Origin of the sequence: Streptomyces sp. NBC_00045 (genome assembly GCF_045041095.1) — a bacterium.
Taxonomy (GTDB): Bacteria; Actinomycetota; Actinomycetes; order Streptomycetales; family Streptomycetaceae; genus Streptomyces.
Window position 1 is genome coordinate 6,471,007 of sequence record NZ_CP108271.1, and the last position, 26,107, is coordinate 6,497,113.

Annotated in this window: 22 protein-coding genes and 1 pseudogene; 19 read left to right on the forward strand and 4 right to left on the reverse strand. The window is 71.4% G+C overall.

What is annotated here, in order from left to right; all coding sequences use genetic code 11:
* Window positions 1-57 precede the first annotated feature (57 nt).
* From OHA65_RS30010 to OHA65_RS30095, 18 genes are all read left to right on the forward strand, one after another.
* The gene (locus tag OHA65_RS30010) at window positions 58-903 is read left to right on the forward strand and encodes an alpha/beta fold hydrolase (protein WP_405762758.1); all 846 of its coding nucleotides are present in this window, start codon (window positions 58-60) and stop codon (window positions 901-903) included.
* Window positions 904-948: 45 nt separating this feature from the next.
* On the forward strand, window positions 949-1,902 hold the full coding sequence (locus tag OHA65_RS30015) for an alpha/beta hydrolase (RefSeq protein ID WP_327279307.1): 954 nt from the start codon (window positions 949-951) through the stop codon (window positions 1,900-1,902).
* The gene (locus OHA65_RS30020) at window positions 1,899-3,785 is read left to right on the forward strand and encodes an amidohydrolase (protein ID WP_405762761.1); all 1,887 of its coding nucleotides are present in this window, start codon (window positions 1,899-1,901) and stop codon (window positions 3,783-3,785) included. The genes OHA65_RS30015 and OHA65_RS30020 overlap by 4 nt, the downstream gene beginning before the upstream one ends.
* A 16-nt stretch (window positions 3,786-3,801) precedes the next feature.
* Complete coding sequence (locus tag OHA65_RS30025) at window positions 3,802-4,539, forward strand: GPR1/FUN34/YaaH family transporter (protein WP_405762763.1); 738 nt, start codon at window positions 3,802-3,804, stop codon at window positions 4,537-4,539.
* Window positions 4,540-4,584: 45 nt separating this feature from the next.
* Entirely contained in the window at window positions 4,585-4,899 is a 315-nt protein-coding gene (locus OHA65_RS30030) for a GNAT family N-acetyltransferase (protein WP_327279310.1), read from the forward strand.
* Between the two features lie 76 nt (window positions 4,900-4,975).
* On the forward strand, window positions 4,976-5,701 hold the full coding sequence (locus OHA65_RS30035) for an alpha/beta hydrolase (protein ID WP_327279311.1): 726 nt from the start codon (window positions 4,976-4,978) through the stop codon (window positions 5,699-5,701).
* 103 nt (window positions 5,702-5,804) lie between these two features.
* Window positions 5,805-7,136: an extracellular solute-binding protein gene (locus tag OHA65_RS30040; RefSeq protein WP_328764186.1), complete on the forward strand. Its 1,332-nt coding sequence runs from the start codon at window positions 5,805-5,807 to the stop codon at window positions 7,134-7,136.
* Window positions 7,136-8,101: a sugar ABC transporter permease gene (locus OHA65_RS30045; protein ID WP_329315005.1), complete on the forward strand. Its 966-nt coding sequence runs from the start codon at window positions 7,136-7,138 to the stop codon at window positions 8,099-8,101. Before OHA65_RS30040 ends, OHA65_RS30045 begins: the two co-directional genes overlap by 1 nt.
* Window positions 8,098-8,985 carry a carbohydrate ABC transporter permease gene (locus OHA65_RS30050; RefSeq protein WP_328764187.1) on the forward strand — a complete coding sequence of 296 codons (888 nt, stop codon included), beginning with the start codon at window positions 8,098-8,100 and terminating at the stop codon, window positions 8,983-8,985. Before OHA65_RS30045 ends, OHA65_RS30050 begins: the two co-directional genes overlap by 4 nt.
* The gene (locus tag OHA65_RS30055; RefSeq protein ID WP_405757455.1) at window positions 8,982-11,738 is read left to right on the forward strand and encodes an AAA family ATPase; all 2,757 of its coding nucleotides are present in this window, start codon (window positions 8,982-8,984) and stop codon (window positions 11,736-11,738) included. Before OHA65_RS30050 ends, OHA65_RS30055 begins: the two co-directional genes overlap by 4 nt.
* 134 nt (window positions 11,739-11,872) lie before the next feature.
* Window positions 11,873-12,709, forward strand: coding sequence for an alpha/beta hydrolase (locus OHA65_RS30060; RefSeq protein ID WP_327279316.1), 837 nt, complete (start codon window positions 11,873-11,875; stop codon window positions 12,707-12,709).
* A gap of 102 nt (window positions 12,710-12,811) precedes the next feature.
* Entirely contained in the window at window positions 12,812-13,897 is a 1,086-nt protein-coding gene (locus tag OHA65_RS30065) for an LLM class flavin-dependent oxidoreductase (protein WP_405762766.1), read from the forward strand.
* Entirely contained in the window at window positions 13,894-14,508 is a 615-nt protein-coding gene (locus OHA65_RS30070; protein WP_328764191.1) for an FMN reductase, read from the forward strand. Before OHA65_RS30065 ends, OHA65_RS30070 begins: the two co-directional genes overlap by 4 nt.
* A 60-nt stretch (window positions 14,509-14,568) precedes the next feature.
* Window positions 14,569-17,442: a helix-turn-helix transcriptional regulator gene (locus tag OHA65_RS30075; protein WP_405762768.1), complete on the forward strand. Its 2,874-nt coding sequence runs from the start codon at window positions 14,569-14,571 to the stop codon at window positions 17,440-17,442.
* A gap of 137 nt (window positions 17,443-17,579) precedes the next feature.
* A complete protein-coding gene (locus tag OHA65_RS30080; RefSeq protein WP_327279320.1) occupies window positions 17,580-18,827 on the forward strand; it encodes a helix-turn-helix domain-containing protein in 1,248 nt (415 codons plus the stop codon).
* A gap of 138 nt (window positions 18,828-18,965) precedes the next feature.
* Window positions 18,966-19,817, forward strand: a complete 852-nt coding sequence (locus OHA65_RS30085; protein ID WP_327279321.1) for an alpha/beta hydrolase — start codon at window positions 18,966-18,968, stop codon at window positions 19,815-19,817.
* Between the two features lie 149 nt (window positions 19,818-19,966).
* Window positions 19,967-20,767 carry a helix-turn-helix domain-containing protein gene (locus OHA65_RS30090; RefSeq protein WP_405762770.1) on the forward strand — a complete coding sequence of 267 codons (801 nt, stop codon included), beginning with the start codon at window positions 19,967-19,969 and terminating at the stop codon, window positions 20,765-20,767.
* A 169-nt stretch (window positions 20,768-20,936) separates the two neighbouring features.
* The gene (locus OHA65_RS30095) at window positions 20,937-21,650 is read left to right on the forward strand and encodes an alpha/beta fold hydrolase (RefSeq protein WP_405762772.1); all 714 of its coding nucleotides are present in this window, start codon (window positions 20,937-20,939) and stop codon (window positions 21,648-21,650) included.
* Window positions 21,651-21,733: 83 nt separating this feature from the next.
* On the opposite strand, the gene OHA65_RS30100 is transcribed toward OHA65_RS30095, so the two are convergent.
* The 4 genes and pseudogenes from OHA65_RS30100 to OHA65_RS30115 all read right to left on the reverse strand — a co-directional run bounded on the left by OHA65_RS30100 (window position 21,734) and on the right by OHA65_RS30115 (window position 24,640).
* Complete coding sequence (locus tag OHA65_RS30100) at window positions 21,734-22,087, reverse strand: DNA-binding protein (RefSeq protein WP_405757464.1); 354 nt, start codon at window positions 22,085-22,087, stop codon at window positions 21,734-21,736.
* 69 nt (window positions 22,088-22,156) lie between these two features.
* Window positions 22,157-22,348: pseudogene (locus tag OHA65_RS30105) on the reverse strand (CorA family divalent cation transporter); the annotation flags it as partial.
* Between the two features lie 343 nt (window positions 22,349-22,691).
* Window positions 22,692-23,399 carry a response regulator gene (locus tag OHA65_RS30110; protein ID WP_405757466.1) on the reverse strand — a complete coding sequence of 236 codons (708 nt, stop codon included), beginning with the start codon at window positions 23,397-23,399 and terminating at the stop codon, window positions 22,692-22,694.
* On the reverse strand, window positions 23,396-24,640 hold the full coding sequence (locus OHA65_RS30115; protein ID WP_405757469.1) for a sensor histidine kinase: 1,245 nt from the start codon (window positions 24,638-24,640) through the stop codon (window positions 23,396-23,398). Before OHA65_RS30115 ends, OHA65_RS30110 begins: the two co-directional genes overlap by 4 nt.
* Before the next feature lie 141 nt (window positions 24,641-24,781).
* On the opposite strand from OHA65_RS30115, the gene OHA65_RS30120 reads away from it, so the two are divergent.
* Window positions 24,782-26,008, forward strand: coding sequence for a serine hydrolase domain-containing protein (locus tag OHA65_RS30120; RefSeq protein WP_405762774.1), 1,227 nt, complete (start codon window positions 24,782-24,784; stop codon window positions 26,006-26,008).
* The last annotated feature ends 99 nt before the right edge of the window (window positions 26,009-26,107 follow it).

Consider the following 26,107-nt stretch of genomic DNA (forward strand, 5'->3'; position numbering starts at 1 on the left):
GCACCCTCCCGCCCGACCGCACACACCCGACGCTTCACCACCCGACAAGGAAACCCCATGCATCCCACGAGGCGCGCCCTCGCCCTCGCCCTCGCCCTGCCGGCCACGGTGGCCTCCCTGCTGGGCGCCGCACCCGCCGCACCCGTACGACCCGCGAGCGGCCCGGCCGCCGCCGGCACCGACCGGCACGGTCCCAAGCCCACGATCGTCCTGGTCCACGGGGCGTTCGCCGACGCCTCCGGCTGGGGCGGCACGATCAGACGGCTGCAGGGCGCCGGCTACCCCGTCATGGCCCCCGCCAACCCGCTGCGCGGTCTCGCCGCGGACACCGCCTACCTGCGCAGCGTGCTGGCCGCCGTCGATGGACCCGTCGTCCTGGTCGGCCACTCCTACGGAGGCGCCGTCATCAGTGGCGCCGCCGTGGGCGACAGCCGTGTGAAGGCCCTCGTCTACGTCGCCGCGTTCACCCCCGACGAGGGCGAAAGCGCGGCCGAGCTCGCCGCCAAGTTCCCCGGCTCCACCCTCGGCGACACGGTGAACCCGCGGTCGTATCCGCTGCCCGGCGGTGGCACCGGCACCGAACTCGTCATCGAACGGGCCCGGTACCACCGGCAGTTCGCCGCCGATGTTCCCGCCGCCGACGCGGCCGTCATGGCCGCGACCCAGCGCCCGGTCGCCACCGCCGCGCTGGAGGAGAAGGCCGGGGAAGCGGCCTGGAAGACGATCCCGTCCTGGGCTCTGATCGCCACCGCCGACAAGAACATCCCGCCGGCCGCCGAACGGTGGATGGCCCGGCGCGCCCGCTCGCACGTCACCGAAGTGGACGCGTCGCACGCCGTGGCCGTCTCCCGTCCGGCCGTGGTAGCCGACGTGATCCTCGACGCCGCACGGGCGACCCGCTGAGCCTTCGACCCGCCCCTCCCGTACGTCCCCGAAGGAGAACCCCTCATGAAGAACCGTCCGATCCTCGAACCCGCCGCCCGGGCGTTCGCCGACGCCACCGCCCAGCCGCCGTTCCTCTACCAGATCCCCGTCGCGGACGGTCGCAAGGCCGTGGACGACGTGCAGAGCGGCGAGGGTGTTCCCCTGCCCGACGTCGACGAGGAGTGGGTCACCGTCCACGGCGGTCCGACCGCCGACGTCCGCGCCCGGATCGTCCGCCCCCGCGGCGCCATCGGTCCGCTGCCCGTCATCCTCTACATCCACGGCGCGGGCTGGGTCTTCGGCAATGCCCACACCCACGACCGGCTCGTCCGCGAACTCGCCGTCGGCACCGGGGCGGCCGTCGTCTTCCCCGAGTACGACCTCTCTCCCGAGGCCCGCTACCCCGTCGCGATCGAGCAGAACTACAGCGTCGCCCAGTGGGTCGCCCGCGAGGGCCACCACAAGGACCTCGACGGCACTCGGATCGCCGTCGCGGGCGACTCGGTCGGTGGCAACATGAGCGCCGCCCTCACCCTCATGGCCAAGCAGCGCGGCGACGTGACGCTCGTCCAGCAGGTGCTCTTCTACCCGGTCACGGACGCGAGCTTCGACACCGACTCGTACCACCTGTTCGCCGAGGGCTACTTCCTGCGGCGCGACGCCATGACGTGGTTCTGGGACCAGTACACGACCGACGACGCCGAGCGCGCCCAGATCACCGCCTCCCCGCTGCGCGCCTCCACCGAGCAGCTCACCGGCCTGCCGCCGGCCCTGGTGATCACGGCCGAGGCGGACGTCCTGCGCGACGAGGGCGAGGCGTACGCGGCGAAGCTCCGGGCCGCCGGCGTCCCGGTGACCGCGCTCCGCGTCCAGGGGGCCATCCACGACTTCGTGATGCTGAACGCGCTGCGCGAGACGCAGGCCGCGGAACTCGCCATCGGTCTCGCCACCGACACCCTGCGCAAGGCCCTGGCATGACCGGGCCGTCGACGAGCATGCCGGTGGCGGGTCTCGTCCCCGCCCCGCGCCGGGAACACGAGCATGCCGACCTCCTCGTCCGCAACGCGAAGGTGTTCACCGGTGACGCCGACCGCCCCGAGGCCCGCGCCGTCGCGATCCGCGACGGCCGCGTCGCGGCCCTCGGCGACGACCACGAGCTCGCCCACCTCGTCGGGCCGGGCACCAAGGTCGTCGACGCCCTCGGTCGCAGGGTGATCCCCGGTCTCAACGACTCGCACCTGCACGTCATCAGGGGCGGCCTGAACTACGTACTGGAGCTGCGCTGGGACGGGGTGCGCAGTCTGCGCCACGCCCTGGCCATGCTGCGCGAGCAGGCCGGCCGGACCCCCAAGGGCCAGTGGATCCGCGTCGTGGGCGGCTGGACCGCCGAACAGTTCGTCGAGCGCAGGATGCCGACCGTCGCCGAGCTGAACGCCGCCGCACCCGACACCCCCGTCTTCGTCCTGCACCTGTACCAGTCGGCCCTGATGAACCGGGCAGCGGTACGGGCAGCCGGATTCACGCGCGACACCCCGGATCCCCGCGGCGGGCAGATCGTCCGGGGCCGGGACGGCGAACCCAACGGCGTCCTCCTCGCCGCGCCGAGCGCCCTCATCCTGTACTCGACCCTGGCCAAGGCGCCGGCTCTCGACGAGGCCGACAAGCGGACGTCGACGCGCCACTTCCTGCGCGAGCTGAACCGCTTCGGGCTGACGTCCGCGGTCGACGCCGCCGGCGGGTTCCAGAACTTCCCCGACAACTACGCCACGGTCGTCGACCTCGCCCGGTCGGGGGAGCTGACCCTCCGGATCGCCTACCACCTCTTCCCGCAGACGGCCGGACAGGAGCTCGCCGACCTGAAGCGGTGGACCGAGACGGTCAAGCCCGGGGACGGGGACGAGTGGCTCCGGCTGAACGGGGCGGGCGAGAACCTGACCTGGGCCGCCGCGGACTTCGAGAACTTCTCCGAGCCCCGTCCCGCGCTTGCCGACGGGTACGAGGCCGAGTTCGAGAAGGCGGTCCGGCTGCTGCTGGAGAACGGCTGGGGCTTCCGGCTCCACGCCACGTACGACGAGACGATCCGCCGCGACCTGGCCGTCTTCGAGAAGCTCGCGGCCGAAGGGCTCTTCCCCGGCGGCAACCGCTGGCTGTTCGACCACGCCGAGACCGTCTCCACCGACAGCCTCGACCGGATCGCCGCCCTCGGCGGCGCCGTCTCCGTACAGAACCGGATGTCCTTCCAGGGCACCGCGTTCCTCGACCGGTACGGTGCCGAGGCCGCAGCCCACGCCCCGCCGGTGCGGGCCATGCTCGACCGGGACCTGACCGTCGCCGCCGGAACCGACGCCACCCGCGTCTCCTCGTACAACCCGTGGGTCGCGCTCCACTGGCTCGTGACCGGGCGCACCGTCGGCGGCACCGCGCTCCACCCGGCCGGGAACCTGATCGACCGGGAGACCGCCCTCGGTCTGTACACCCGTGGCGGAGCGCAGCTCACCGGCGAGCAGGACCTCAAGGGAACCCTGCGAGAAGGCTGCTACGGCGACCTCGCGATCCTGTCTGACGACTACCTCACCGTGCCCGAGGACGTCATCCCCGGCATCGAGTCCGTGCTCACCGTCGTCGGCGGCCGGATCGTCTGGGCGACCGCGGAGTACGAGGGTCTCGACGAGGCCGTCCCGCCGGTCAGCCCGGGGTGGAGCCCGGTGGCCCACTTCGGCGGCTACCAGAGCGGTGCCCTCCAGGCGTCGGCCGTGGCCGAGGCCGTCGCCGAGTCCGAGCAGCACCGCCGGTGGCGCGTCGCGCGCGGCTCCGTTCCCGAGACGACGCCGTCCTTCGTCGACCCCTGCTTCGAGCACTGAGAGAGAGATCCACCCGATGTCCGCAGCCTCCCCCGCCGCCGACGGCGGCGACACCCCGGCGACCTCGCCGGACGTTCCCCCGGGACGCCGTTTCGAGCCGGACCTCCGGTCGATGACACGGATCAACCTGCGTCCCATCGCCTCACCGATGCCGCTCGGCTTCTTCACGATAGCCATCGCCTCCGTGATGACGGGCTGCCTCCAGCTCGGGCTGTTCGACGAGGCGGCCCGCGCCGCCGTCGCCTTCACCGTGCTGCCGGCCTTCGTCCTGCAACTCCTGGTGAGCTTCCTGGCCTTCGGCGCACGTGACGTGATCGCGGCGACGCTGATGGCGGTGTTCGCCGGCAGTTGGCTGCCCTACTCGCTCATCATGCTCAGCGGTGCGGCCGACGGCCTTCAGGTCCTCGGCGTGTTCAACCTGGCGCTCCTCTGCTTCGGGGCCCTGATGACGGCCGTGACCCGGCCCAAGCGCGCGCTGTGGCTCGTCCTCGCGGTCTCCCTGCCCCGCTGGGCGGCCACCGGTCTCGCGGGCATCACCGGCGCCGAATGGCTGACGCGCACGTCCGGTGCGCTCGGCCTCGTCGTGGCGCTCGTCGCGATGTACACGGCGTTCGCCCTGATGCTTGAGGACATGCGCAGCGAGCAGGTCCTGCCCATCGGCCGCAGCGGCCCCGCCCACCTCGCCGTGGAAGGCGACCTGGCCGTCCAGCTCCGCAACCTGGAACGCCAGGCGGGCGTGCGCCGCACGCTCTGACCGCACCCACCCACCCCGTCACACCACGAGCACACAGGAGCACCCATGGAACCGCAGGTGACGGACCGGCCCGAGAAGTCCCGGTACGAGATCCTCGCCGGCGAAGACGGCATCGAGACCGGCGGCTTCGCCGAGTACCACCTTTCGGAGGGCGAGATCGCCTTCATCCACACCGAGATCGACAGCCGGTTCGCCGGCCGGGGCCTGGGCGGACTGCTCGCCCGCGGGGCCCTCGACGACGCCCGGGCCCGAGGGCTGCGCGTCCTGCCGTACTGCCCCTTCATCCGGGGCTGGATCGGCAAGCACCCCGAGTACACCGACCTGGTGCCCGAGGCGAGGCGCGCCCGCTTCGGCCTGTGAAGCACCACACGAACACCACACGGCCGCCTGCCGCATCCCCAACCCCGTCCCCCGTCACGCACCGAGGAGTTCCCCCATGTCCCGACACGCCCGCCCCACCGTCGTCCTGGTCCACGGCGCCTTCGCCGACGCCTCCAGCTTCGCCCGCGTCATCCCCGAACTGACCGCCGCCGGCATGGAAGTGGTGGCCCCGGCGGTGCCCAACCGCAGCCTCGTCGACGACGCCGCGTACATCGCCTCGGTGATCCGCGCCGTCGAAGGCCCCGTGATCCTGGTCGGGCACTCCTACGGTGGCGCCGTCATCACCCTCGCCGGCACGGAGGACAACGTCCGCGCACTGGTGTACCTGGCGGGATACGCGCTGGAGGAGGGCGAGAGCCTGGGCGAGCTGCAGGGCCGCTTCCCCGACTCCGGTCTCGCCGACGCGCTCGTCTACACCCCGTTCCCGGTGGCCGGCTCCACCGAGACCGGCACCGACGTCTCGGTGGAGATCGAGAAGTTCCCCGCCCTCTTCGCGGCGGACGTCGACCCCGACCTCGCCGCGGTGCTCGCCGTCTCCCAGCGCCCCCTGGCCGCACGTGCCTTCTCGGAGACGGCGCCTGTCGCGGCGTGGAAGACCAAGCCCTCGTGGGGTCTGGTCGCTTCCTCCGACCGCACGATCAACCCCGACGTGGAGCGCTTCGGCTACGAGCGCGCCGGGATGACCACCGTCGAGGTCGACTCCTCCCACCTGGTCATGCTCGCCCGGCCCAAGGCCGTGGTGGAGCTGATCCAGGACGCGGTCCGGTCCACCGCTCACTGACCCGATCGTTCAGGATCGAACGATTAGTCGATTTTGTTCGAGCGCTGGTAGCTTCTGATCGCTCCCGAGAACCCTTCGGGGGGCGATCGGAGGAGATGCACCCATGAGGTTCGGCGCGAGGCTCACGCTCGCCGTCATCGCCCTCGCCGCCCTTGCCGCCGCCTGCCGTGTTCCACAGGACAGCACTTCGCAGTCGCGGACAGCCGTGGACTGCGGGCCGTACGCCCGGTACGGCAAGCACCCCGGCTCCAAGGTCACCGTCTACGCGGAGAACCGGGACCGGGAGGCCGACCTGTTCGAAGAGACCTGGGCGGACTTCGCGGGCTGCACGGGAATCGACGTCCAGTACGAGGGGGACGGGGAGTTCGAGGCCCAGATTCAGCTCCGGGTCGACGGCGGGAGTGCCCCTGACATGGCGTTCTTCCCCCAGCCCGGGCTCCTGGAACGCTTCGCGCGGGCGGGGAAGCTCAAGCCCGCGAGCGCCGGGGTCGCGGCCCTCGCGAAGCAGGGCTGGTCGGCGGACTGGAACAGCTACGCGACCGTGGACGGCACCCTCTACGGCACGCCGCTGGTCGCGAACGTGAAGTCGTTCGTCTGGTACTCGCCGAAGTTCTTCCGGGACAAGGGACTGAGCGTTCCCCACACGTGGTCCGAGCTGATGGAAGTGACGGAGAAGGTCGCGGCGTCGGGCGTCAAGCCGTGGTGCGCGGGCATCGAGTCCGCCGAGGCGACCGGCTGGCCCGTGACGGACTGGATCGAGGACGTCCTGCTGCGCCAGCAGGGCACGGACGTGTACGACCAGTGGGTCGCCCACGAGATCCCGTTCAACGACCCGCGTGTGATCACGGCCATGGACACCGTGGGGTCCATCCTCAAGAACGACCGGTTCGCCAACGGCGGTTTCGGTCCGGCCCGGTCGATGGCGTCGATCTCCTTCCAGGAGGCCGGCACACCGATTCTCTCCGGCGACTGCGCGATGCACCGCCAGGCCTCGTTCTATGCCGACATGTGGCCGAAGGGCACCGAGATCGGACCGGACAAGGACGTCTACGCCTTCCTCCTGCCGGGGGCCGACCCGGCCGACCGGCCCGTACTCGGCGGTGGGGTCTTCACCGCGGCGTTCGCCGACCGTGCCGAAGTGCGGGCGTTCCAGGAGTATCTGGCCTCCGCGGACTTCGCGAACGCGCGTATGAAGAAGGGCCCGTTCGTCTCGGCGAACAAGGGAGTGGATCCGGCGAATGCCGCGACCCCGGTCGACAGGCTCTCGATCCAGCTGCTCCAGGATCCCAGGACGCAGTTCAGGTTCGACGGTTCGGACCTGATGCCGGCGTCGGTCGGCGCCGGGACGTTCTGGAAGGGAGCCGTCGACTGGATCGGCGGCGCGAGCACCCGGCAGGTCGCCGACTCCATCGAACGGTCCTGGCCGAGCCGCTGATGTCGTTCGACGCCGCCGCCCAGCAGCCCAAGCTGCTGTACCTGCTCCAGGGCGTCGCCGCCTTCGCGGCGGTGGTCTCCCTGATCCTGCTGGCGCTGCACCGGGGGCCGGTACGGAGGAGGGCCGCGGCCCTGATCCTGCTGGCCCCGGCCCTGCTGCTGCTCACGGTCGGTCTTCTCCTGCCCGGTCTGCGCACCCTGGTCCTGTCGTTCACCGACGGCGGGGGAGACGCGTGGGCCGGGTTCGACAACTACGTGTGGATGGTCACCGACCCCCGGGCGCTGGTGGCGCTGCGCAACACCCTGGCGTGGGTGGTGCTCGTGCCGCTGACGGCGACCGCGGTCGGTCTGCTCTACGCGGCGGCCGTCGTACGGTCGCGGTTCAGAGCGTTCGCGCTCTCCCTCGTCCTGATGCCGATGGCGATCTCCTCCGTCGGCGCGGGTGTCGTCTGGAAGTTCGTCTACGCCTACCGTCCCGCGGCGGTCGGGCAGATCGGGCTGCTGAACCAGCTCGTCGTCGTGTTCGGCGGTGAACCGCGGCAATGGCTCGTGGACTCCCCCTGGAACGTCCTGTTCCTCATCGTGGCGATGGTGTGGACACAGGCGGGCTTCGCGGCCGTCCTGCTGGCCGGTGCGATCAGGGCCGTTCCCGGTGAGCTGACCGAGGCGGCCCGACTCGACGGTGCGTCCTCCCGGCAGATCTTCTGGCGGATCACGATGCCGTCGATCAGGCCCACACTGCTCGTCGTGGTCCTCGCCCAGACGATCGGCACCTTCAAGTCCTTCGACATCGTCAAGACCATGACCGGTGGACAGTTCGATACGGGCGTCATCGCCCACGAGATGTACGGCCAGGCCTTCCGCTACGGCGAGACGGGCCGAGGCGCGGCGCTCGCCGTGCTCCTCTTCGTCCTCGTCACCCCCTTCGTCGCCCACCGGATCCGGGCGCAGCGGAGGACGGGGTGATCGGCGTCCGGGAGCGTCTGGCCTCCCGCGCCTTCACGGCGATCGCTGTGGTGATCGCGGTCCTCTGGACGACACCGACCCTCGGTCTCCTGCTCTCCTCGTTCCGCCCCGAGGAGGAGATCAAGACGACGGGCTGGTGGACCGTGTTCGGTGCGCCCCACCTCACGCTCGACAACTACGTCGAGGTGCTGTCCGGCGGCGGGAACGGGTCGGGGCGGCTCGCGGAGTACTTCGTCAACTCCGTCGTCATCACTGTTCCCTCGGTACTGTTCCCGCTCGTCCTGGCCTTCTTCGCGGCGTACGCCCTGGCCTGGATCGACTTCAGGGGGCGCGACGCGCTTGTCGTCGGCATCTTCGCGCTCCAGGTCGTGCCGCTCCAGATGGCGCTCGTCCCTCTCCTGAAGCTCTTCTCCCAGGGCTGGCTGTTCGTGCCCGCGTGGCATCTCACCGGGCCCGCGCGGTTCGGCCAGGTCTGGTTCGCCCACACGGTCTTCGCGCTGCCGTTCGCGGTGTTCTTCCTGCACAACTTCCTGGCCGGGCTGCCTCGGGCCCTGATCGAGGCCGCCCGCGTCGACGGCGCGTCGCACGGGACGCTGCTGCTCCGGATCGTGCTGCCCCTGGCCCGCCCGGCCCTGATCACCTTTGCCGTCATCCAGTTCATCTGGGTGTGGAACGACCTCCTCGTGGCACTCACACTGTCGGGCGGAACGGCCGGGACCGCGCCGATGACGGTCAGACTGGCGAGCCTGGCCGGGACGTACGGCAACGAGTGGCAGCGGCTCACCGCGGGAGCCTTCGTGGCCGCGTTCGTCCCGCTGCTCGTCTTCCTCTCCCTCCAGCGGCACTTCGCACGGGGACTGCTCGCCGGATCGGTCAAGGGATGATCCCCGACCGGCCCGAGGAACAAGGCGGGGTGACGGGGCTGAGCCGGCCCGGGCTGCGGGGCCGCGAAGCCGAGCTGGAGCGGCTGCGCGCCCTGGTCGAGGCGGTGCATGACGGCGAGGGCGGAGCGATCGCGCTGCTCCTGGGCGAGCCCGGGATCGGGAAGACCGTCCTGCTGCAGGCGACCGTCTCGATCGCACGGGCCCACGGATTCGTCGTCAGCCATGGACGCGCCGAGGAACTGCACGAGCTGGCACCACTCGCCTCACTGGCCTCGGGCCTTCTGCACGGTGACCCGCCGCTGCTGTCCAGCACGGACTTCGCAGACCTCGCGGGCCACCACGACCAGCGCATCTGGCTCGTCGAACGGCTGGCCCAGCTGATCGAGGAACGCTCGGCGGGCACGCCGGTACTGATCGCGGTCGACGACGTCCAATGGGCCGACCCGCTGAGCCGGTTCGCCCTGAGCGTCATGCCGGCACGGCTGCTCAGCTCCCCGGTGCTCTGGCTGCTCACGAGCAGGAACGACCCGGAACTGTACGGGCAGGGGCCGCGGACGACGACCCTCCCCCTCCGGCCGCTGTCCGACACGGCCCTGGCCGAGCTGGCACGGGACGTCCTCGGCGGGGACGTCCCGGAGCAGGTCGCGGAACTCCTCGACGGGGCGGGAGGCAACCCCTTCCTCGCGGCCGAGATGCTTGCGGGCGTCGCGGCGTCGGGCACGGACGCGCCGGAGCCGCCGGAGCGGCTGGTCCTCGGCGTACGCGGCCGGCTGGCCGACCTGCGGCCGGACACCCTCCACTTCCTGCGGATCGGCTCGGTCCTCGGCCGCGCGTTCACGCTTGCCGACGCCGCGGCCCTGTGCGGCCGGCCCGCCTCCGGACTCAGCGCCGAACTCGACGAGGCGATCTCCGCCCAGCTCCTCCACGACGAGGGCGAGCACCTCCTGTTCCGCCACGACCTGCTCCGCCAGGCGGTGTACGCCGACCTCACGCCCTCCGTACGCCGGGCGCTCCACCGGGAGGCCGCGAGCCGACTCGTCGCGGCGGGCCGGAGCTCCGTCGACGCGGTCCCGCATCTGCTGAAGAGCGCCGAACCCGGCGACCAGGAGGCGATCGGACTTCTTGGCACGGCCGCCACGGACGTGATCGCCGTGATGCCCGACCTCGCCGCCGACCTGGCCGTACGCGCCCTGGAACTCGTACCGCCCCATGCGCCCATGGTGTTCGACGTGGGAGAACGGGCCATCGTCGCGCTGACCCGCGCGGGCCGGTACACCCAGGCACGGGCCACCGGCGACGCGCTGCTCGCCCGGCAACCGCCCCTGGACGTCTTCGCCCGTCTGCAGTCCGTACTCGGCGACACGCTCTGGCACCTCGACGACGTCCACGAGCTGACCCGCCGCTCGACGACGGCGCTGGCAGCCGTCACCGACCCGGCGATCCGCGCCCGGCTGACCGCTCGGCAGGCCCTGGCCCGGTCCCGCGGACGCGACCTCGGGGCCGCTCGCGAGACGGGCGAAGGAGCGCTCGCCGAGGCGGAGCGGGTCGGTGACCGGGAGGCCCGCGTCCTCGCGCTCTGGGGCCTCGGCGAGATCGCCGTCAACGCGGGCGACTGCGCCGCCGCCGTAGAACACCACACGGCACTGAGCGTGTTCGACACGGCCTTCCTGCCGGAGGAGGCCGTCGCCCGGATCCACATGGACGACTTCGACACCGTACGGCGACTGCTGCGGACGGCGGGCGACGCTCCCCTGCGCCCCGCCATGCTGATCTGGGCCCAGGCAACCCTGAACATCGGGCTCGGCCGGCTCGACGATGCGGACGCCGACCTCGTCACCGCCGAGCGGCTCGAAGCGGACCTCCACGTGCCCGGCAACCTGGTCAACATCCGCGTCAACCGCGGTCTGCTTGCGATGCTGCGCGGCGACCGCGAAGCCGTGCGGGAACACCTGGACGTCGTGCGGGCGACCGTTGCCGACCGGCCGAACACCGGCAACCACGCCACGCACCAGTACTTCGAGGCCGTCGTCGCCGACGCCGACGGCGACCACGCGGCAGCGGCCGAACTGGTCCGATCCGTGCAGCGGGACCACCCCTTCCTCCGGTGGCGGCTCCTGCGCCCGCATGTCGTCCAGGCCGTGCGGATCGCCCTGCGCGCCGGGGACCGGAACCTGGCCGAGGACCTCGCGGCCCAGGCGGCAGAACACGCCACCCGCAACCCCACCGTGCCGACCGCCCAGGGGACGGCCGCTCACGCGTCCGCCCTGGTGAACGCCGACCACGGACTCCTGGAGCGGTCGGTCCGCATCCTCCTCACCGGCCCCCGGCCGTTGCCCCTCGCCGCCGCATCCGCAGACCTCGGGCGCGTGCTCCTCGCAGCAGGCGATCCCGCCGCGACACCCGCCCTGACCAGGGCGCACGACATCTACGCCCAGGCGGGGGCCGACGTCGAGGCCGACCGGGTCCGGGCCGATCTGGAACGGACCACGAGCCGCTCCGGCCGGCGCACCGCAGGCCTCGGGCCGCGCCCCGACCAGGGCTGGGACGCGCTCACGGCCTCGGAGCGCAAGGTGGCCCGGCTGATCGCCGCGGGTCACACCAACCGGTCGGCCGCGGAGGCCCTCGTCGTCTCCCCGCACACGGTCAACACCCATCTGGCGTCGATCTTCCGCAAGCTGTCGGTGCGCTCAAGGGTCCACCTGGCCCGGATCGTCCTTGCGGAGGACGACGCCGGAACGGCCACCGGCGGCTGAGCGACCTCTGCGCCCCCGTGCAAGGTGTGGTGCGCGGTACGGCAACGGGAGGTGCAGGACCGGTCCTAGCGTGACGGGCATGCCGCGCCGCTTCGGCGCGCGGACCAGCCGACCCGAATCGAGGAAGCATCCGCATGCCGTACATCACCGTGGGCCAGGAGAACACCAACCCCGTCGAGCTGTACTTCGAGGACCAGGGATCCGGGCAGCCCGTCGTCCTCATCCACGGATTCCCGCTCGACGGCCACTCCTGGGAGCGCCAGAGCGCCGCTCTGCTCGACGCCGGCTACCGCGTGATCACGTACGACCGCCGCGGTTTCGGGCGGTCCTCGCAGCCGACCACCGGCTACGACTACGACACCTTCGCGGCCGACCTGCACACCGTGATGGAGACCATGGACCTGAACGACGCCGTCCTCGTCGGCTTTTCCATGGGCACCGGCGAGGTCGCCCGCTACGTCTCCAGGTACGGCTCCGGCCGGGTCGCCAAGGTCGCCTTCCTGGCCTCGCTTGAGCCCTGCCTGCTCAAGAGCGACGACAACCCGGACGGCGTCGCCCCGAAGGAGTTCTTCGACGGCGTCGTCGCCGCCGTCAAGGCCGACCGCTACGCCTACTACACGGCCTTCTTCAACGACTTCTACAACCTCGACGAGAACCTGGGCACCCGCATCAGCGAGGAGGCCGTCCGCAACAGCTGGAACACCGCGGCCCGCGGCGGCTCCTTCGCCGCGTCCGCCGCACCGGCGACCTGGTACACCGACTTCCGCGCCGACATCCCCGCCGTCGACGTGCCGGCCCTGATCCTGCACGGCACCGCCGACCGCATCCTGCCGGCCGAGGGCACCGCGCACCCCTTCCACAAGGCGCTTCCGTCGGCCGACTACGTCGAGATCGAGGGCGCCCCGCACGGTCTGCTGTGGACCCATGCCGAGGAGGTCAACACCGCCCTCCTCGCCTTCCTGGCGAAGTGACCCCCCACCGTTGACCCGCCGGGTGACGCCGGAGTCCCCGGCGTCACCCGGCCCCGGATCCCCGGCCCCGGATCCCTACGAGCTCAGGAGAGCGGACACCCCATGCAGTTCGGCATCTTCACCGTCGGGGACGTCACCCCCGACCCCACCAACGGTCGCACTCCGACCGAACGCGAGCGCATCAAGGCGATGGTCGCCATCGCGCTCAAGGCCGAGGAGGTCGGTCTTGACGTCTTCGCGACCGGCGAGCACCACAACCCGCCGTTCGTACCGTCGTCGCCGACCACCATGCTCGGCTACATCGCCGCCCGCACCGAGAAACTGATCCTGTCCACGTCCACGACGCTGATCACCACCAACGACCCGGTGAAGATCGCCGAGGACTACGCGATGCTCCAGCACCTGGCCGACGGCCGGGTCGACCTCATGCTGGGCCGCGGCAACACCGGTCCGGTCTACCCGTGGTTCGGACAGGACATCCGCCAGGGCATCAACCTCGCCAAGGAGAACTACACGCTGCTGCGCCGGCTGTGGCGCGAGGACGTCGTGGACTGGGAGGGCACGTTCCGTACGCCGCTCCAGGCCTTCACCTCGACACCGCGACCCCTGGACGGCGTCCCGCCCTTCGTCTGGCACGGATCCATCAGGTCCCCCGAGATCGCGGAGCAGGCCGCCTTCTACGGCGACGGCTTCTTCCACAACAACATCTTCTGGCCGGCCGATCACACCCGGCGCATGGTGCAGCTCTACCGGCGCCGGTTCGCGCACCACGGTCACGGCCGGCCGCAGGACGCCGTCGTCGGCCTCGGCGGACAGGTCTTCATGCGCAAGAACTCCCAGGACGCCGTACGGGAGTTCCGGCCCTACTTCGACAACGCGCCGGTGTACGGCCACGGCCCGTCGCTTGAGGACTTCACCGAGCAGACCCCGCTGACGGTGGGCTCTCCCCAGCAGGTCATCGAGCGGACCCTGTCGTTCCGGGAGACGGTCGGCGACTACCAGCGCCAGCTGTTCCTGATGGACCACGCGGGCCTGCCCCTGAAGACCGTCCTCGAACAGCTCGACATCCTCGGCGAAGAGGTCGTGCCCGTGCTGCGGAGGGAGTTCGCCGAGGGGCGTCCGGCCGACGTGCCGCAGGCCCCCACGCACGCGTCCCTCCGAGCCGTCCGGGAGGTGTCCGCCGCATGAAGCTGATCGTCGTCTCCGCGGGGCTGAGCACCCCCTCCTCCACCCGCCTGCTCGCGGACCGGCTGGCCGAATCGGCCCGCGACGAACTCGACGTCCGGGGGCACGCGGTGCCGACCGAGGTCGTGGAGCTGCGCCAACTGGCCGGCGACATCGCCAACCACCTCGTGACCGGATTCCCACCGCCGCGACTGAGCGCCGCCATCGACGCGGTGACGGCCGCCGACGGCCTGATCGTCGTGACTCCCGTGTTCGCGGCCTCCTACAGCGGTCTCTTCAAGTCCTTCTTCGACGTGATCGATCCGGACGCCCTCTCCGGGAAGCCGGTCCTGATCGCGGCGACGGGCGGTACGGCCCGCCACTCCCTGGTCCTTGAGCACGCCGTGCGCCCGCTCTTCGCCCATCTCCGCGCCGTCGTCGTCCCCACCGCCGTGTTCGCGGCCTCCGAGGACTGGGGCTCGGGTGGATCCGAGTACACCGACGGCCTGCCCGGCCGCGTCCGCCGGGCGGGCGTCGAGCTCGCCGCGCTCATGGCGGCGCGCCCGGTCGGTGAAGAGCCGGAGGACGACGTCACCGTCCTCGAACGGCAACTCGCCGACCTGCGCTTCGACTGAGACGGGCCGCCGGCCCGGGCGGCGGCGGGGTGGTTCACATGGTTCATACTGTTCCGCCGTATGAGCGTGAAACGAGTGACGACAAGGACCGTGCCCGAGGAACTCGACGGTGTACGGACGCCGCTGCGCGGCAGGGACGCCGAACTGGCGTTCATCGAGGCGCGGCTCGACGCGCTCGTCCGGGGCGAGGGCGGGATCATCCGCGTCGAGGGCCCCGTCGGCATCGGCAGGTCCAGGATCCTCGCGGAGGCCGCGGCAGCCGCGAGGCGGCGCGGGACGAGGGTGTTCGAGGGGGCCGCGGACCCCGACGAACAGTTCGTGCCGCTCGGCCCCCTCCTCGACGGTCTGCTCTCCGGCGAGGAACCGCTGTCGGGCGCCATCCGCCTCAGGGACCTCGCCACGACACCCGGCCAGCGGTTCTGGCTGCTCCAGGAGTTGGGGGACCGCCTGCGGGAGACGGCTCGAAACGGCCCTCTGCTCGTCGTCCTCGACGACCTCCAGTGGTGCGACGACCTGACCCTCCTCACCTTCAACACCCTCGCGGCCGGACTCTCGTCGCACGCCATCCTGTGGCTGGTCGCCGTGCGCGGAGGCAGCGTGCCGTCGGGCGTGCGCACGACCCTGGACAGGATCCGGCGGGCAGGCGCACACGAGCTGGCGCTGGGAACGCTGGACGACCGGGCCACCACACGGATCACCGAGGACGTCCTCGGCGCCGCTCCCGACCCGGACGTCCTCCGCGTCGTCCGTCGCGCCGAAGGGGTCCCGCAGCTGTTGGTCGAGCTGCTCGGCTCGCTACGGGAGGCAGTGACGATCGAGAACGGCACGGCCAGGCTGTCGGCCGGACCCCCCGCGCCACGGGATCTCCCGTCTGTCGTGCGCCGCCTCGCCCAGCTGTCCGACGAGGCACGGGAGCTGGTGCAGACGGCGGCCGCCATGGGCGGCCCGGTCACCGTCGCGCTGCTGGCCGAACTGCTCGGCAGGTCCTCGGCGGCGCTCATCACAGCAGTACGGGAATCCCTCGACGCCGATCTGCTCACCGAAAGCGGCGATCGCCTCGCCTTCCGCCACGACCTGATCCGCGAGGCGGTGGAAGCCGGCCTCCCCCTGCCCCTGCGTCAGGCCCTGCGTGGTCAAGCCGCCGAGCTGCCGCCGGGGAGCGCGGCCTCCCCCGCCGAGCGTCCCGGGCCGTCGGCCGGGAGAGCCCCGGCAGATGCGGCGGAGGCCGGGAGAGCGGGGCCGGGAGACGCGGCGGAGGCCGACCGGCTGCGCACCGCCGCGGCGGAACTCGCGGCCACCGCTCCCGGACCCGCCGCGGAACGCAGCCTCAAGGCCCTGGAACTCACCACGGCGGACGCTCCGGAGCGGCCGCGGGTCATCGCCGAGACGATCCCGCTGCTCTGGCAGACGGGCCGGGCCGCCCAGGCGCGTGAGCTGGGAGCCTCCGCCCTGGCGACCGGCGGTCTCGGACCTGAGGACGAGGCACGCATACGCCTCGCCCTGGCACGCCTCGCCGTACCGTTCGACTTCTGCGAGGCGGTCCGGCAGGCCCGCGCCGGGGCGGCACTGCCCGGGATCCCCGTGGACGTGAGGGGGCGACTGCTCGCCATGCTCGCTGTCGGCCTGTCGATGGCGGGCGAGCACTCGGCGGCCGAGCAGGTCGCCGCGGAGGCGTGGGAGACCGCAGCGGCAGCGGGGGACCGCTCCGCCGAAGCCACGTTGACGACGGTCCGCTCGGCCGTGAGTTTCCACCGCATGGACTTGACCGAGGCGTTCCGGCAGGCCGAGCGGGCCGCCGCGCTGGCCGACGCCCTGGGCGTCAGCACCTCGCTGTGGGTTCCGGAGGCCTTGTGGCACGCTCTCCTGTCGAACACCACCGGACGCACCGCGCAGGCGCTCGCCGCCGCGGAGGACGGCATCCGGATCACCAGGGAGCAGGGCCGAACGGCGGCCACCCGTATGTGGCTCATGACCCGCTCCCGCATCCTTCTGGAGGTCGGACGGCTGGCGGACGCCCGGGCCGACGCCGAAGCCGCGGCCGAGACGACCGGCGATCTCGGCCCGGGCAACCTCGCCGACGTCACGCTCCGGTACGTGATGATGCGCGTCGCCCTCCACACCAACGACCAGCAGACCGCACGAGCGTACGCGGCGGAGGCGAGGCGCATGCGGAGCGACGGCGCACCCGTCGTCCGGCACTTCGGCGCCTGGATGCTGGCACTGATGGCCGACTTCGAAGGCCGGCCCGCCCGTGCCATGGCCGAACTCGACGAGGTGATGACGTCGCCCGCCGCGGACCGGCCGGCCTACGCCGGCTTGGTCGACCCCGCCGACGCCCCGGTCCTCGTCCGTCTGGCGCTGCGTGCCGGCGCGCACGAACGGGCCGCGCAGGCGGTCGCCCTGGCCGAGCGGCGAGCCGCGCTCAACCCCGACCTCACGTTCCTCGCCGCCACCGCCGCGCACGCCCGGGGGCTCCTCGACAACGACCTCGCCCCTCTCGTACGCGCCGTCCGGCTGTACGAGGACTGCCCTCGGGTGATGGCCCGGGCGTCGGCACTGGAGGACGCCGGACGCAAGCTGGCGGCCACCCGCAAGTCCGAAGCGGTGCCGTACTTCGACACGGCCCTCGCGCTCTACGCGCGAGCGGGCGCCGAGCGGGACGTCGCACGCGTCCGCCGGCGCCTGCGGGCCGCCGGGGTCCGACGCCGACCCTCGCCCGCCGGGCTCTCCGGTGAATGGCCGGAGCTGACGGCCGCGGAGCTACGGGTGGTACGGCTCGTGGCTCGACGGCTGACCAACCAACAGGTGGCCGAGCACCTCTCCCTCTCACCGCACACGGTGAGTTCGCACCTGCGCCGGGCCTTCACCAAGCTGGACATCACCTCACGCGTGGAGCTGACCCGGCTGGTGAAGCATCGCGACAGCGGAGAGTAGCCGCTTCGTATCCCACGTGGGCGTCATGGCAATGGACGATTCGTGTGATGTGCCGAGGTCGTCGCTTCCTCAGAATGATCAAGAGCCGCGGAATGGAGAAGTCCGCGGGGAACAGCTGATCGAGAGAGGAGCAGCGCATGACCGTAAGGCTCCAGCGAGCCCGCCCCGGCAGCCCCGAGCTCCAGGCGCTTGTCGACGAGCTCGCGGAGCGGCTCGGCCGGTCCGTCGCCGTCGACGACCCGCTGGTCCGCATGGTCTGCACGAGCCGCCACTTCGGCGACGAGGACCCGGTCCGCATCGGCACCCTGCTGCAGGGCCGCGCCGACAACGCGACCATCCGCTACGTCCTCGCCCAGGGCGTGACCCAGTGGTCCAGAGCCGGGTTCATCGACGGCCGTGACGATCTCGGACTGCTGCCCCGTTACGTCGTGCCCCTGCGCGAGCGCGGACATCTCCTCGGACTGCTCCTGGTGGTCGTGCCCGAGAAGACGCTCGCAGAGCACGAGACACGTGCCATCGCCCGGGCCGCGGACGCCATGGCCGCCCAGATGTACGGAGAGCACATCGCCACCGACACCCGGAAGGCCGACGAGCGGGACCTCGTCCTCGAACTCGTCGGCACCGACGTCGTCGCCCGTACCACCGCACGGCGGCGAGGCAGGGAACTCGGACTGCTCGGAGCGGCACAGCACGTCCTGGTCACCGTCGTCCAGCTGAGCTGCGCGACCGAGTTCGTGCGACAGTACGAGGCGGGCCTGTGGGGGGCGCTGGAGGGGTTCCGGCAGACGCGTTCGGCCCAGGGGCTCATCGCGATCGGGAAGGAGCGGGCGACGCTGCTCCAGCTCCGCGACCGCCCACCCGGCCCGGGCGAGGTCGATGCCCAGTCCGCTCGCATCCTCGACGAACTCCGCACCTTCCTGGACCCGTCGGCGGACCCGGTGATCGGCGTCGGTGGACGGCACCCAGGCCTGGACGACGCGTGGACGTCGTACGAGCAGGCGCTCGTGGCGGCTCGCGCGGCACGCCGACTGCCCACCCTGAAGAGCGCCGGTGACTGGGATCTCCTCGGGGAACTCGCCGTGCTGCTCCAGCTCCCGGAGCACGCCCTGAACACGTCCCTGGTCCCGAAGCCGCTCCGCACCCTGACCGGGGCGAAGGGGGGCGACCGCCTGCGGGACACCCTGCGCTGCTTCCTCGAACACGCGGGATCGATTCCCAGGACCGCGGACACGCTGGGAATCCACCGCACCTCGCTCTACTACCGCCTGCGCCAGATCCAGGAGATCACCGGACTCGACCTCGGCGACGGCGTCCACCGGCTCACGCTCCACCTCGGCCTCAGGATCGAGGAACTCCTCGCCCCGGGCGGCGACGGAGCCGTCTGACCTCCTCCTCGCTTCGACAAAGCGAGGAGGATCCACGGCTCGATTCCTACAGCTCGCGGTGGTGCGGGCGGCGGGCCCCATTCGATGATGTTCGGGACGGGCGGGAGCGAAATACCGCCTCTGACCAGGGGAGAGGTCATGAAGGAACTGATTACGACGGACGGAGCACGGCTCGCGTACCAGGACACCGGCGGCGAGGGCGTCCCGCTGGTGATGCTGCACGGCTGGGGGCAGACGCAGGCGATGTTCCGCCACCAGATCGAAGGACTGGCGCCCGGCCGCCGAGTCGTCACTGTCGACCTCCGCGGCCATGGGAAGTCCGGCAAGCCGCATCACGGCTACCGCATCGCCCGACTCTCCCGCGACGTGCTCGAACTCGTCGACCATCTCGGTCTTGACCGTTTCGACGCACTGGGCTGGTCCATGGGCGTCTCGGTGTGGTGGAGCTTCATCGACCAGTACGGGACCGGACGGATCCGGCGTTTCGTCGCCGTCGACCAGCCCGCGACGGTCGCCGCCGTGCCCTGGATGACCGAGCGCGAACAGCGGGACTCCGGCGCCATCTTCGACGTGTCGGGGCTGCTGTACCTGGGCGCGGCCCTCGCGGGGCCGGAGGGCGACACGGTCCTCGCCGACTTCGTGCGAGGCATGTTCTCCGGTGAGCCCGACCCCGAGGTGCTGGCCTTCGTCGGCGAGGAGATCCGGTCGACACCCGCCTACGCGGGCGTGCCGCTGCTGTTCGACCACTGCGCGCAGGACTGGCGCGACGTGCTTCCCCGGATCGACGTGCCGACCCTGGTGATCGGCTGTGAGGGGAGCCATGTGCACCCCGATTCGCAACGTTTCGTCGCCGAGCGGATTCCCGGCGCACGCCTGCACGTCTTCGCCTCCGACGTGGCGAGCTCGCACTTCCCCTTCCTGGAGAACCCGCCGGCCTTCAACGCCGTGGTGGAGAAGTTCCTGGCCGAGGAGCCGGTGAACGGGGCGTGATTCCGCCCTCCGCCCGCACGAACCCACGGCTAGGAATCCCCATGACCCTCACACTGATGTCACGTGCGCCCGAACGGGTGCCTCGGCAAGCGCCCGGTCCGGCCTCGTCCTCCTCCCGCTCGGGGTGGCTGGTCCAGATGCTTTCCGAGATGCCGGAGGCGAACGACCGGACCCACGTCTACCTCGGCGTCCATGTCCGTGGGCCCGTCACCGTCGTACGCGAGCGCGCCAAGACCCTGTTGGAGCCGAACGACCTGGTCTTCTGCGACCCGGCCCGACGGCACCTGCTGCAGTTCGGCGAAGACTGCCAGATGATCTTCTTCCGGGTGCCCCGCTGCTACCTGGGCGTCACGGAGTCGGAACTGAACCAGGTGCTCGGCGTACCCGTACGCGGCGGGGAGGGGCTCGGGGCGCTGACGTCCGACTTCCTGACCGCGCTCGCCGCCAAGGCGGAGTTCCGCCGGTCCACGATCGGGGACCGGCGGGCCAGGACGGCCGTACACCTCCTTTCCGTCCTGGTCATGGAGCTCCTCGATGCGGACACGACGGACGAGGCCGACGACGCGTCAGGGGCTGTCAACGAGATGCTGTCCCGCATCCACGGCTACATCGAAGAGCATCTGATGGACCCGGGCCTCTCACCGGAGTCGATCGCACGCGCCCACCACATCTCCGTCCGGTACCTGCAGAAGCTCTTCCAGAACGACGGCAGCACGGTGAGCCAATGGGTGCGGCAGCGCAGGCTAGAGTTCTGCCGGTTGGAGCTGGGCCGCTCCAACCGGAGGATCACCATGGCCGCGGTGGCACACCGCTGGGGCTTCAGCAGCCCCTCGCACTTCAGCCGCACGTTCCGCGGCGCCTACGGCATGAGCCCCAGCGAATGGCAGGCGCTGGCGACCTCGGCCTTCGCACCGCCGGCTCCCGGCGCCCAGGACGAGCGAAGGCGCTGAGGCGCGTGTGCGCCGTCATGACGGCGTGAATGCGCGCACTACAAGAGGTGCCGCTTCCACGGCTCCACCGTGAGCAACAGCTGCAGGGACCTCTTGCCGAATTCCGGGCCAGGCCCTGACCGTCGTGACGACGACCCACGCGTGGCCCGACACCGAGAAGAGAACTCGCATGACCAACCCCACCGTCGTCCTCGTGCACGGTGCCTTCGCCGACGCGACAGGCTGGATAGGCGTCATCTCGGAACTGCGGAGCAGCGGCATCCCGGTGATCGCTCCGTCGAACCCGCTGCGGGGCCTGACGTCGGACGCCGCCTACCTCGCCTCCGTCCTCGCGCAGGTCGACGGCCCGGTCGTACTCGTCGGCCACGCGTACGGCGGTGCGCTGATCACCGTGGCCGGCGCCGCGGAGAACGTCGTCGGGCTCGTCTACGTGGCGGCCTACGTGCCTCACGAGGGCGAGAGCCTTGGCCAGCTCCAAGGGAGCTTCCCCGAGTCCCCGTTGACGGGCAACCTGAAGGAGTGGACGTACCCGCTCCTCGACGGCGACTCCGCGGTCGAGGTCACCATCGAGGAGACGGCCTTTCCCTCCGTCTTCGCGGCGGACGTGCCCGAGGATGTTGCCGGTGTCCTGGCAGCCGCCCAACGCCCGCTCGCCACCGCCGCCTTCACCGAGACCGCGTCCGCGGCGGCGTGGCGGACCAAACCGTGCTGGGCCCTGGTGGCCGGAGCCGACCGCACGATCGGCCCCGAGGTCCAGCGCTTCGGCGCCGCACGGGCCGGCGCCGTCGTCGTCGAACTCCCGGACGCCTCCCACGCCGTCGTCCTGTCCGAGCCCACCCGGGTCGCCGACCTGATCAGGGACGCCGTACGGGCGACGAGCTGACCGACCGACCTCCGCGACGACACGAGTGGGACCGCGCCGGTCGGGGCGCCACCCCTCGGTCGGGCCGGGAGCGCGCATGTGGATCAGACCTTCTCGGTGACCACACGGATGTGAGGGGCGGTGAGCATCCCGATGTCTTCTGCATCGGACGTCAGGATCGTGACGCGGCCCGGCTGAGTCAGGGCCGTGGCGCAGAGCACCGCGTCGATGGCGTACTCGTGGCCATGCGGTCCGGCCGCGCGCAGTAGGGCGGCGGCGGACTGGGCGATGGCCTGGGTGACCGGTGCGACCTGCAGCCGGGACAGCGTCCACTTCAGGGCGGCGTCGTTGATCCGGGGGTGGATCACCTCGACGAGTACCGCGGCCGAGGTGATCACGGGAAGATCGGCGTCACGTGCGGCGGTGAGCCACTCGTGGACCTCGCGGTCGCGTTGCACGGCTTTGGCCAGGCCCTCGCTGGGTGGAGGGCGCGCGGTAGACGGAACATCGAAAGCCCAGGTTGCCCTCTATAGCCAGTCCCGCCGCCTGAAAATCACGTACAAACTGACGCAGACCACGGCCATGGGCAGGATGGCGAAGGGGTAGCCGAAGTGCCAGCTCAGTTCCGGCATGGTGGCGAAGTTCATGCGGTAGATCGTGCCGACCAGGGTGGGGGCGAAGAGGATGGCGGCCCAGCTGGAGATCTTCTTGAAGTCGTCACCCACGCGGCGCTGACCTGCGGAAATCGGCTGGAGAATCATCTTGGGCTGCGAAGACTCGCCTTTCCAGCTCTTTCAGCGTGCCACCCGTTTGTACGGCCGATCCTCCCCAGCCGCTCCCTGAGGCGGCTTCGTTCTCCCCGGATTCTCCCCAGCCGCGGCTGCTCGGAAAGACGGATCCCCGCTGGCCAGTTCCCGATCCGAGTGGCGGGGCAGGCTACGCAATGTAGTGGCAGCGACGTACGTAGTGACCGTAGACATCCGCGTCTTGGAGGGCGATCCGGAGATCCGCGGCACCGTGGACTGCAGGGCGGAGCTGCGTCGCGGCCCGTACTGAAGCCGGTCAGCCGGCGAAGCCCGGGACCACCAGGCCGGACTCGTACGCGATCACCACCGCATGGGTCCGGTTCTGCGCGCCGAGCTTGGTCAGCACATTTCCGACGTGCGTCTTGATCGTCTCCAGGCTCACCGTGAGGGACTCCGCGATCTCCGGATTGGAGAGCCCGGTGGCCACCAGGCGCAGCACCTCCTCCTCCCGGCCGGTCAGGGCGGCCCGCGGCAGGGCTTCTGCGGAGCCCAGCGGGCGGGGGGCGACCATGCGGCCCAGTGCGGCCGGGAAGAGTACCGCTTCGCCCGCCGCCACCACCCGGACCGCCTCGGCGATCCGGCGGACCGGGAGGCGCTTGAGGACGAAGCCGCTGGCGCCCGCGCTGAGGGCGGCAGTGACGTAGCCGTCATTCTCGAAGGTGGTGATCACCACGACCTTCGGCGGTTCGGCCGCTTCGGCAACGAGTTGGCGGGTGGCCTCGATCCCGTTGAGACGCGGCATCCGGACGTCCATCAGGACCACGTCCGGTCGCAGGATCCTCGCCCGTTCGACCGCCTCGACGCCGTCGGCGGCCTCGCCGACCACCGTGATCCCCGGCTGTGCGGCGAGCAGCATGCGCAGGCCGCTGCGGGTGACCTCGTCGTCGTCCGCGATCAGGAGGGTGATGCAGGGGCTGGTGACGGAAGTTAGGGCCGTGCCCTCGCCCGCGTCGGATCCGCTCACGCCGACGCCCGTGCCGGCAGCCGGCAGGCCAGCCGCCAGTGCTGCGTCCCGTCCGGACCGGCCTGGAATTCGCCGTGCAGCAGCCTGACGCGCTCGGCCAGTCCGGGCAGACCGTGGCCGGAGGTCGAGAAGGTACCCGGGCCCGGGCCCGTCCGTGCCCCGGTCCGGTTGACCACCGTGAGATCCAGTCCGTCCGGCCCGGCAGCCACCCGGACCTCGATCGGGCCGCCCGACCCGTGGCGCAGCGCGTTCGTCAGCCCTTCCTGGAGGATCCGGTACGCCGCCCGGGAGAGCGTCCCCTGGACCTGTGCCAGCTCGCCCGACAACTCTGGTTCCACTACCGCGCCCGCGTGCCGCAGGCGGTCCAGCAGCTCGGGGAGGTCGGCCAGGGTCCGGGTCGGGGCCGTTCCCGACTGTTCCTCGCGCAGCACTCCGAGCACGTAGTCCAGGTCCTCCAGCGCGGCCCGCGTCGACTCCTCGATGCTGCGCATGGCGGCTCGCGCCGCCGCCGGGTCGGCGGAGAGCACCTCGCCGGCCACGGCGGCCTGGATCGTGGCAGCGGTCAGTGTGTGCCCGATCGAGTCGTGCAACTCGTGGGCCAGTCGGTTGCGTTCGGCCAGCAGCCGTTCCCGCTCGGCCGCCAGCGCGAGCCGCTCGGCCGACGACGGCCCCAACAGCCTCGGCGCCAGCCACCGCAGAGCGTTCGTCACCACCACGCAGACGGCCGCCGCCAGCAGCAGGCAGCCGAGTGCCACCGCCCAGCTGCCCCAGCCACCCTCCGCCCGCACCGACCAGCCGAACAGACTCAGCTCCGCCTTGGAGCGGAGCCAGCCCCCCGGCAGGGTCAGGCCCGCGATGATCAGCACGCCGTTCACCAGCGCGCCCGTCCACCCCAGTGCCACGTGCAGCACCAGCCAGAGCGGGGTCCGCCAGTGGTCGAGGCCGGGGGAACCAGAGGTCCGGCGACCGGCCACGGGAATCGGCAGCGGCACCCGCAGCAGCCGGCGGGCGGACACGACCAGCGCCCGCCGTACAGGGCGCGCCAGTCCGGCCACGCCGACCAGTGCTGCCCAGACCAGCAGGACCAGGACGATCTGCACGCTCTCGGGAGCGGATTGCCACGACAGCGCCGGCAACAGGGCGAAAGGCAGCAGCGGAAGGCTCGCCAGAGCGCCGCAATAGGCGAACAGCACACCCGAATACGTGGAGCCGTGCAACAGCGGCCGAATTCCCCTGATCATGGTCGCCAGTATCGCCGGGCAGCCCACCGGCAGCCTCCCCCGATCGGGGGAGCGATTTCTCCCGCCTTCCCGCGATGCGGTCGAAGGGCCCTGGAAACCAGGATTCGTGCTCCGACCGAACGATTCCCCAGGAGTTGACTCATGCGAGCACAGACCCGGCAGGGCCTTCCTTCCCCGACCCGGCAGCAGCAGGGCGGCGGGCGGCGACGAGCTGTGTCGGCCGCGGCCGCGCTGGTCATCGGCGTCATGACCACGGGCGTCCTCGCCCCGTCCAGCGCCTCCGCCTCCGGTTCAGCCGCCTCCGCCGCTGCCGCTGCCGCTGCCGCTGCCGCTGCCGCTGCCGGGCCGGACGCCGTCCAGCAGAGCTTGAACGTGCTGGTGCGCGACGACGGGATGCCCGCCGCGTTGGCGAGCGTCCAGGACCGTGACGGCCGCACCCGCACCTACACCGCAGGGCTCGGCGACCTGGCCACCGGCTCGAAGGTGCCCGGGGACGGCCAGGTACGGATCGGCAGCAACACCAAGACCTTCGTCGCGGTCGTCGTCCTGCAGCTGGTCGGCGAAGGGAAGATCGGCCTCGACGCCACCGTGGACACCTACCTGCCCGGACTCGTCCGCGGAGAGGGGATCGACGGACGCCACATCACCGTCCGCCAGCTCCTCCAGCACACCAGCGGACTTCCCAGCTACAGCAACTACCTCGGGGACGACGTGCGGTACTACTCCCCCCGCGAACTGCTCGACACAGCCCTCCAGCACCCGGCCGAGTTCGCCCCCGGGACGAGCTGGAAGTACAGCAACACCAACTACGTGCTTGCCGGCCTGATCGTCCAGAAGGTCACCGGCCGCCCCCTGGCCGAGGAGATGGACCGGCGCATCATCAAGCGCATCGGGCTGCGCCACACCTACTTCCCCGCCCCCGGTGACGCGAGCATCCGGGAGCCCCACCCCCACGGCTACTACCGGGAACCGGCGGACGGACCGCTGCGCGACATCACGGAGATCGACCCCTCCTGGGGCTGGGCGGCAGGCCAGATGGTCTCCACCAACTCTGACCTCAACCGCTTCTTCAGCGCACTCCTGGCGGGCCACCTCCTGCCCTCGGCCCAGCTCGCCCAGATGCGCTCCACCGTCCCCGCCGAAGCGACCTTCGGCCCAGCCGCCCGCTACGGACTTGGACTCGTCAGCAGGCCGCTGCCGTGCGGCGGCCTCTCCTGGGGCCACGGCGGCAGCTTCCCGGGGTACGAAACCCGGGGCGGCGCCACCGACGACGGCCGCGCCACCAACGTCGCAGTCACCATGCAGCTCACCGACGAGGCGGGCCGGAGAAATCTCGAACGCGCCGTGGACACCGCCCTGTGCCGCTGAACCCCGCCGGGGGTTCCGTGAAAACGACCGATGGGCCCGACATGACGTCGGGCCCAGCGGCCTCACGTGAAGGTCGTCGACTTCGGGACCGCCCGCCAC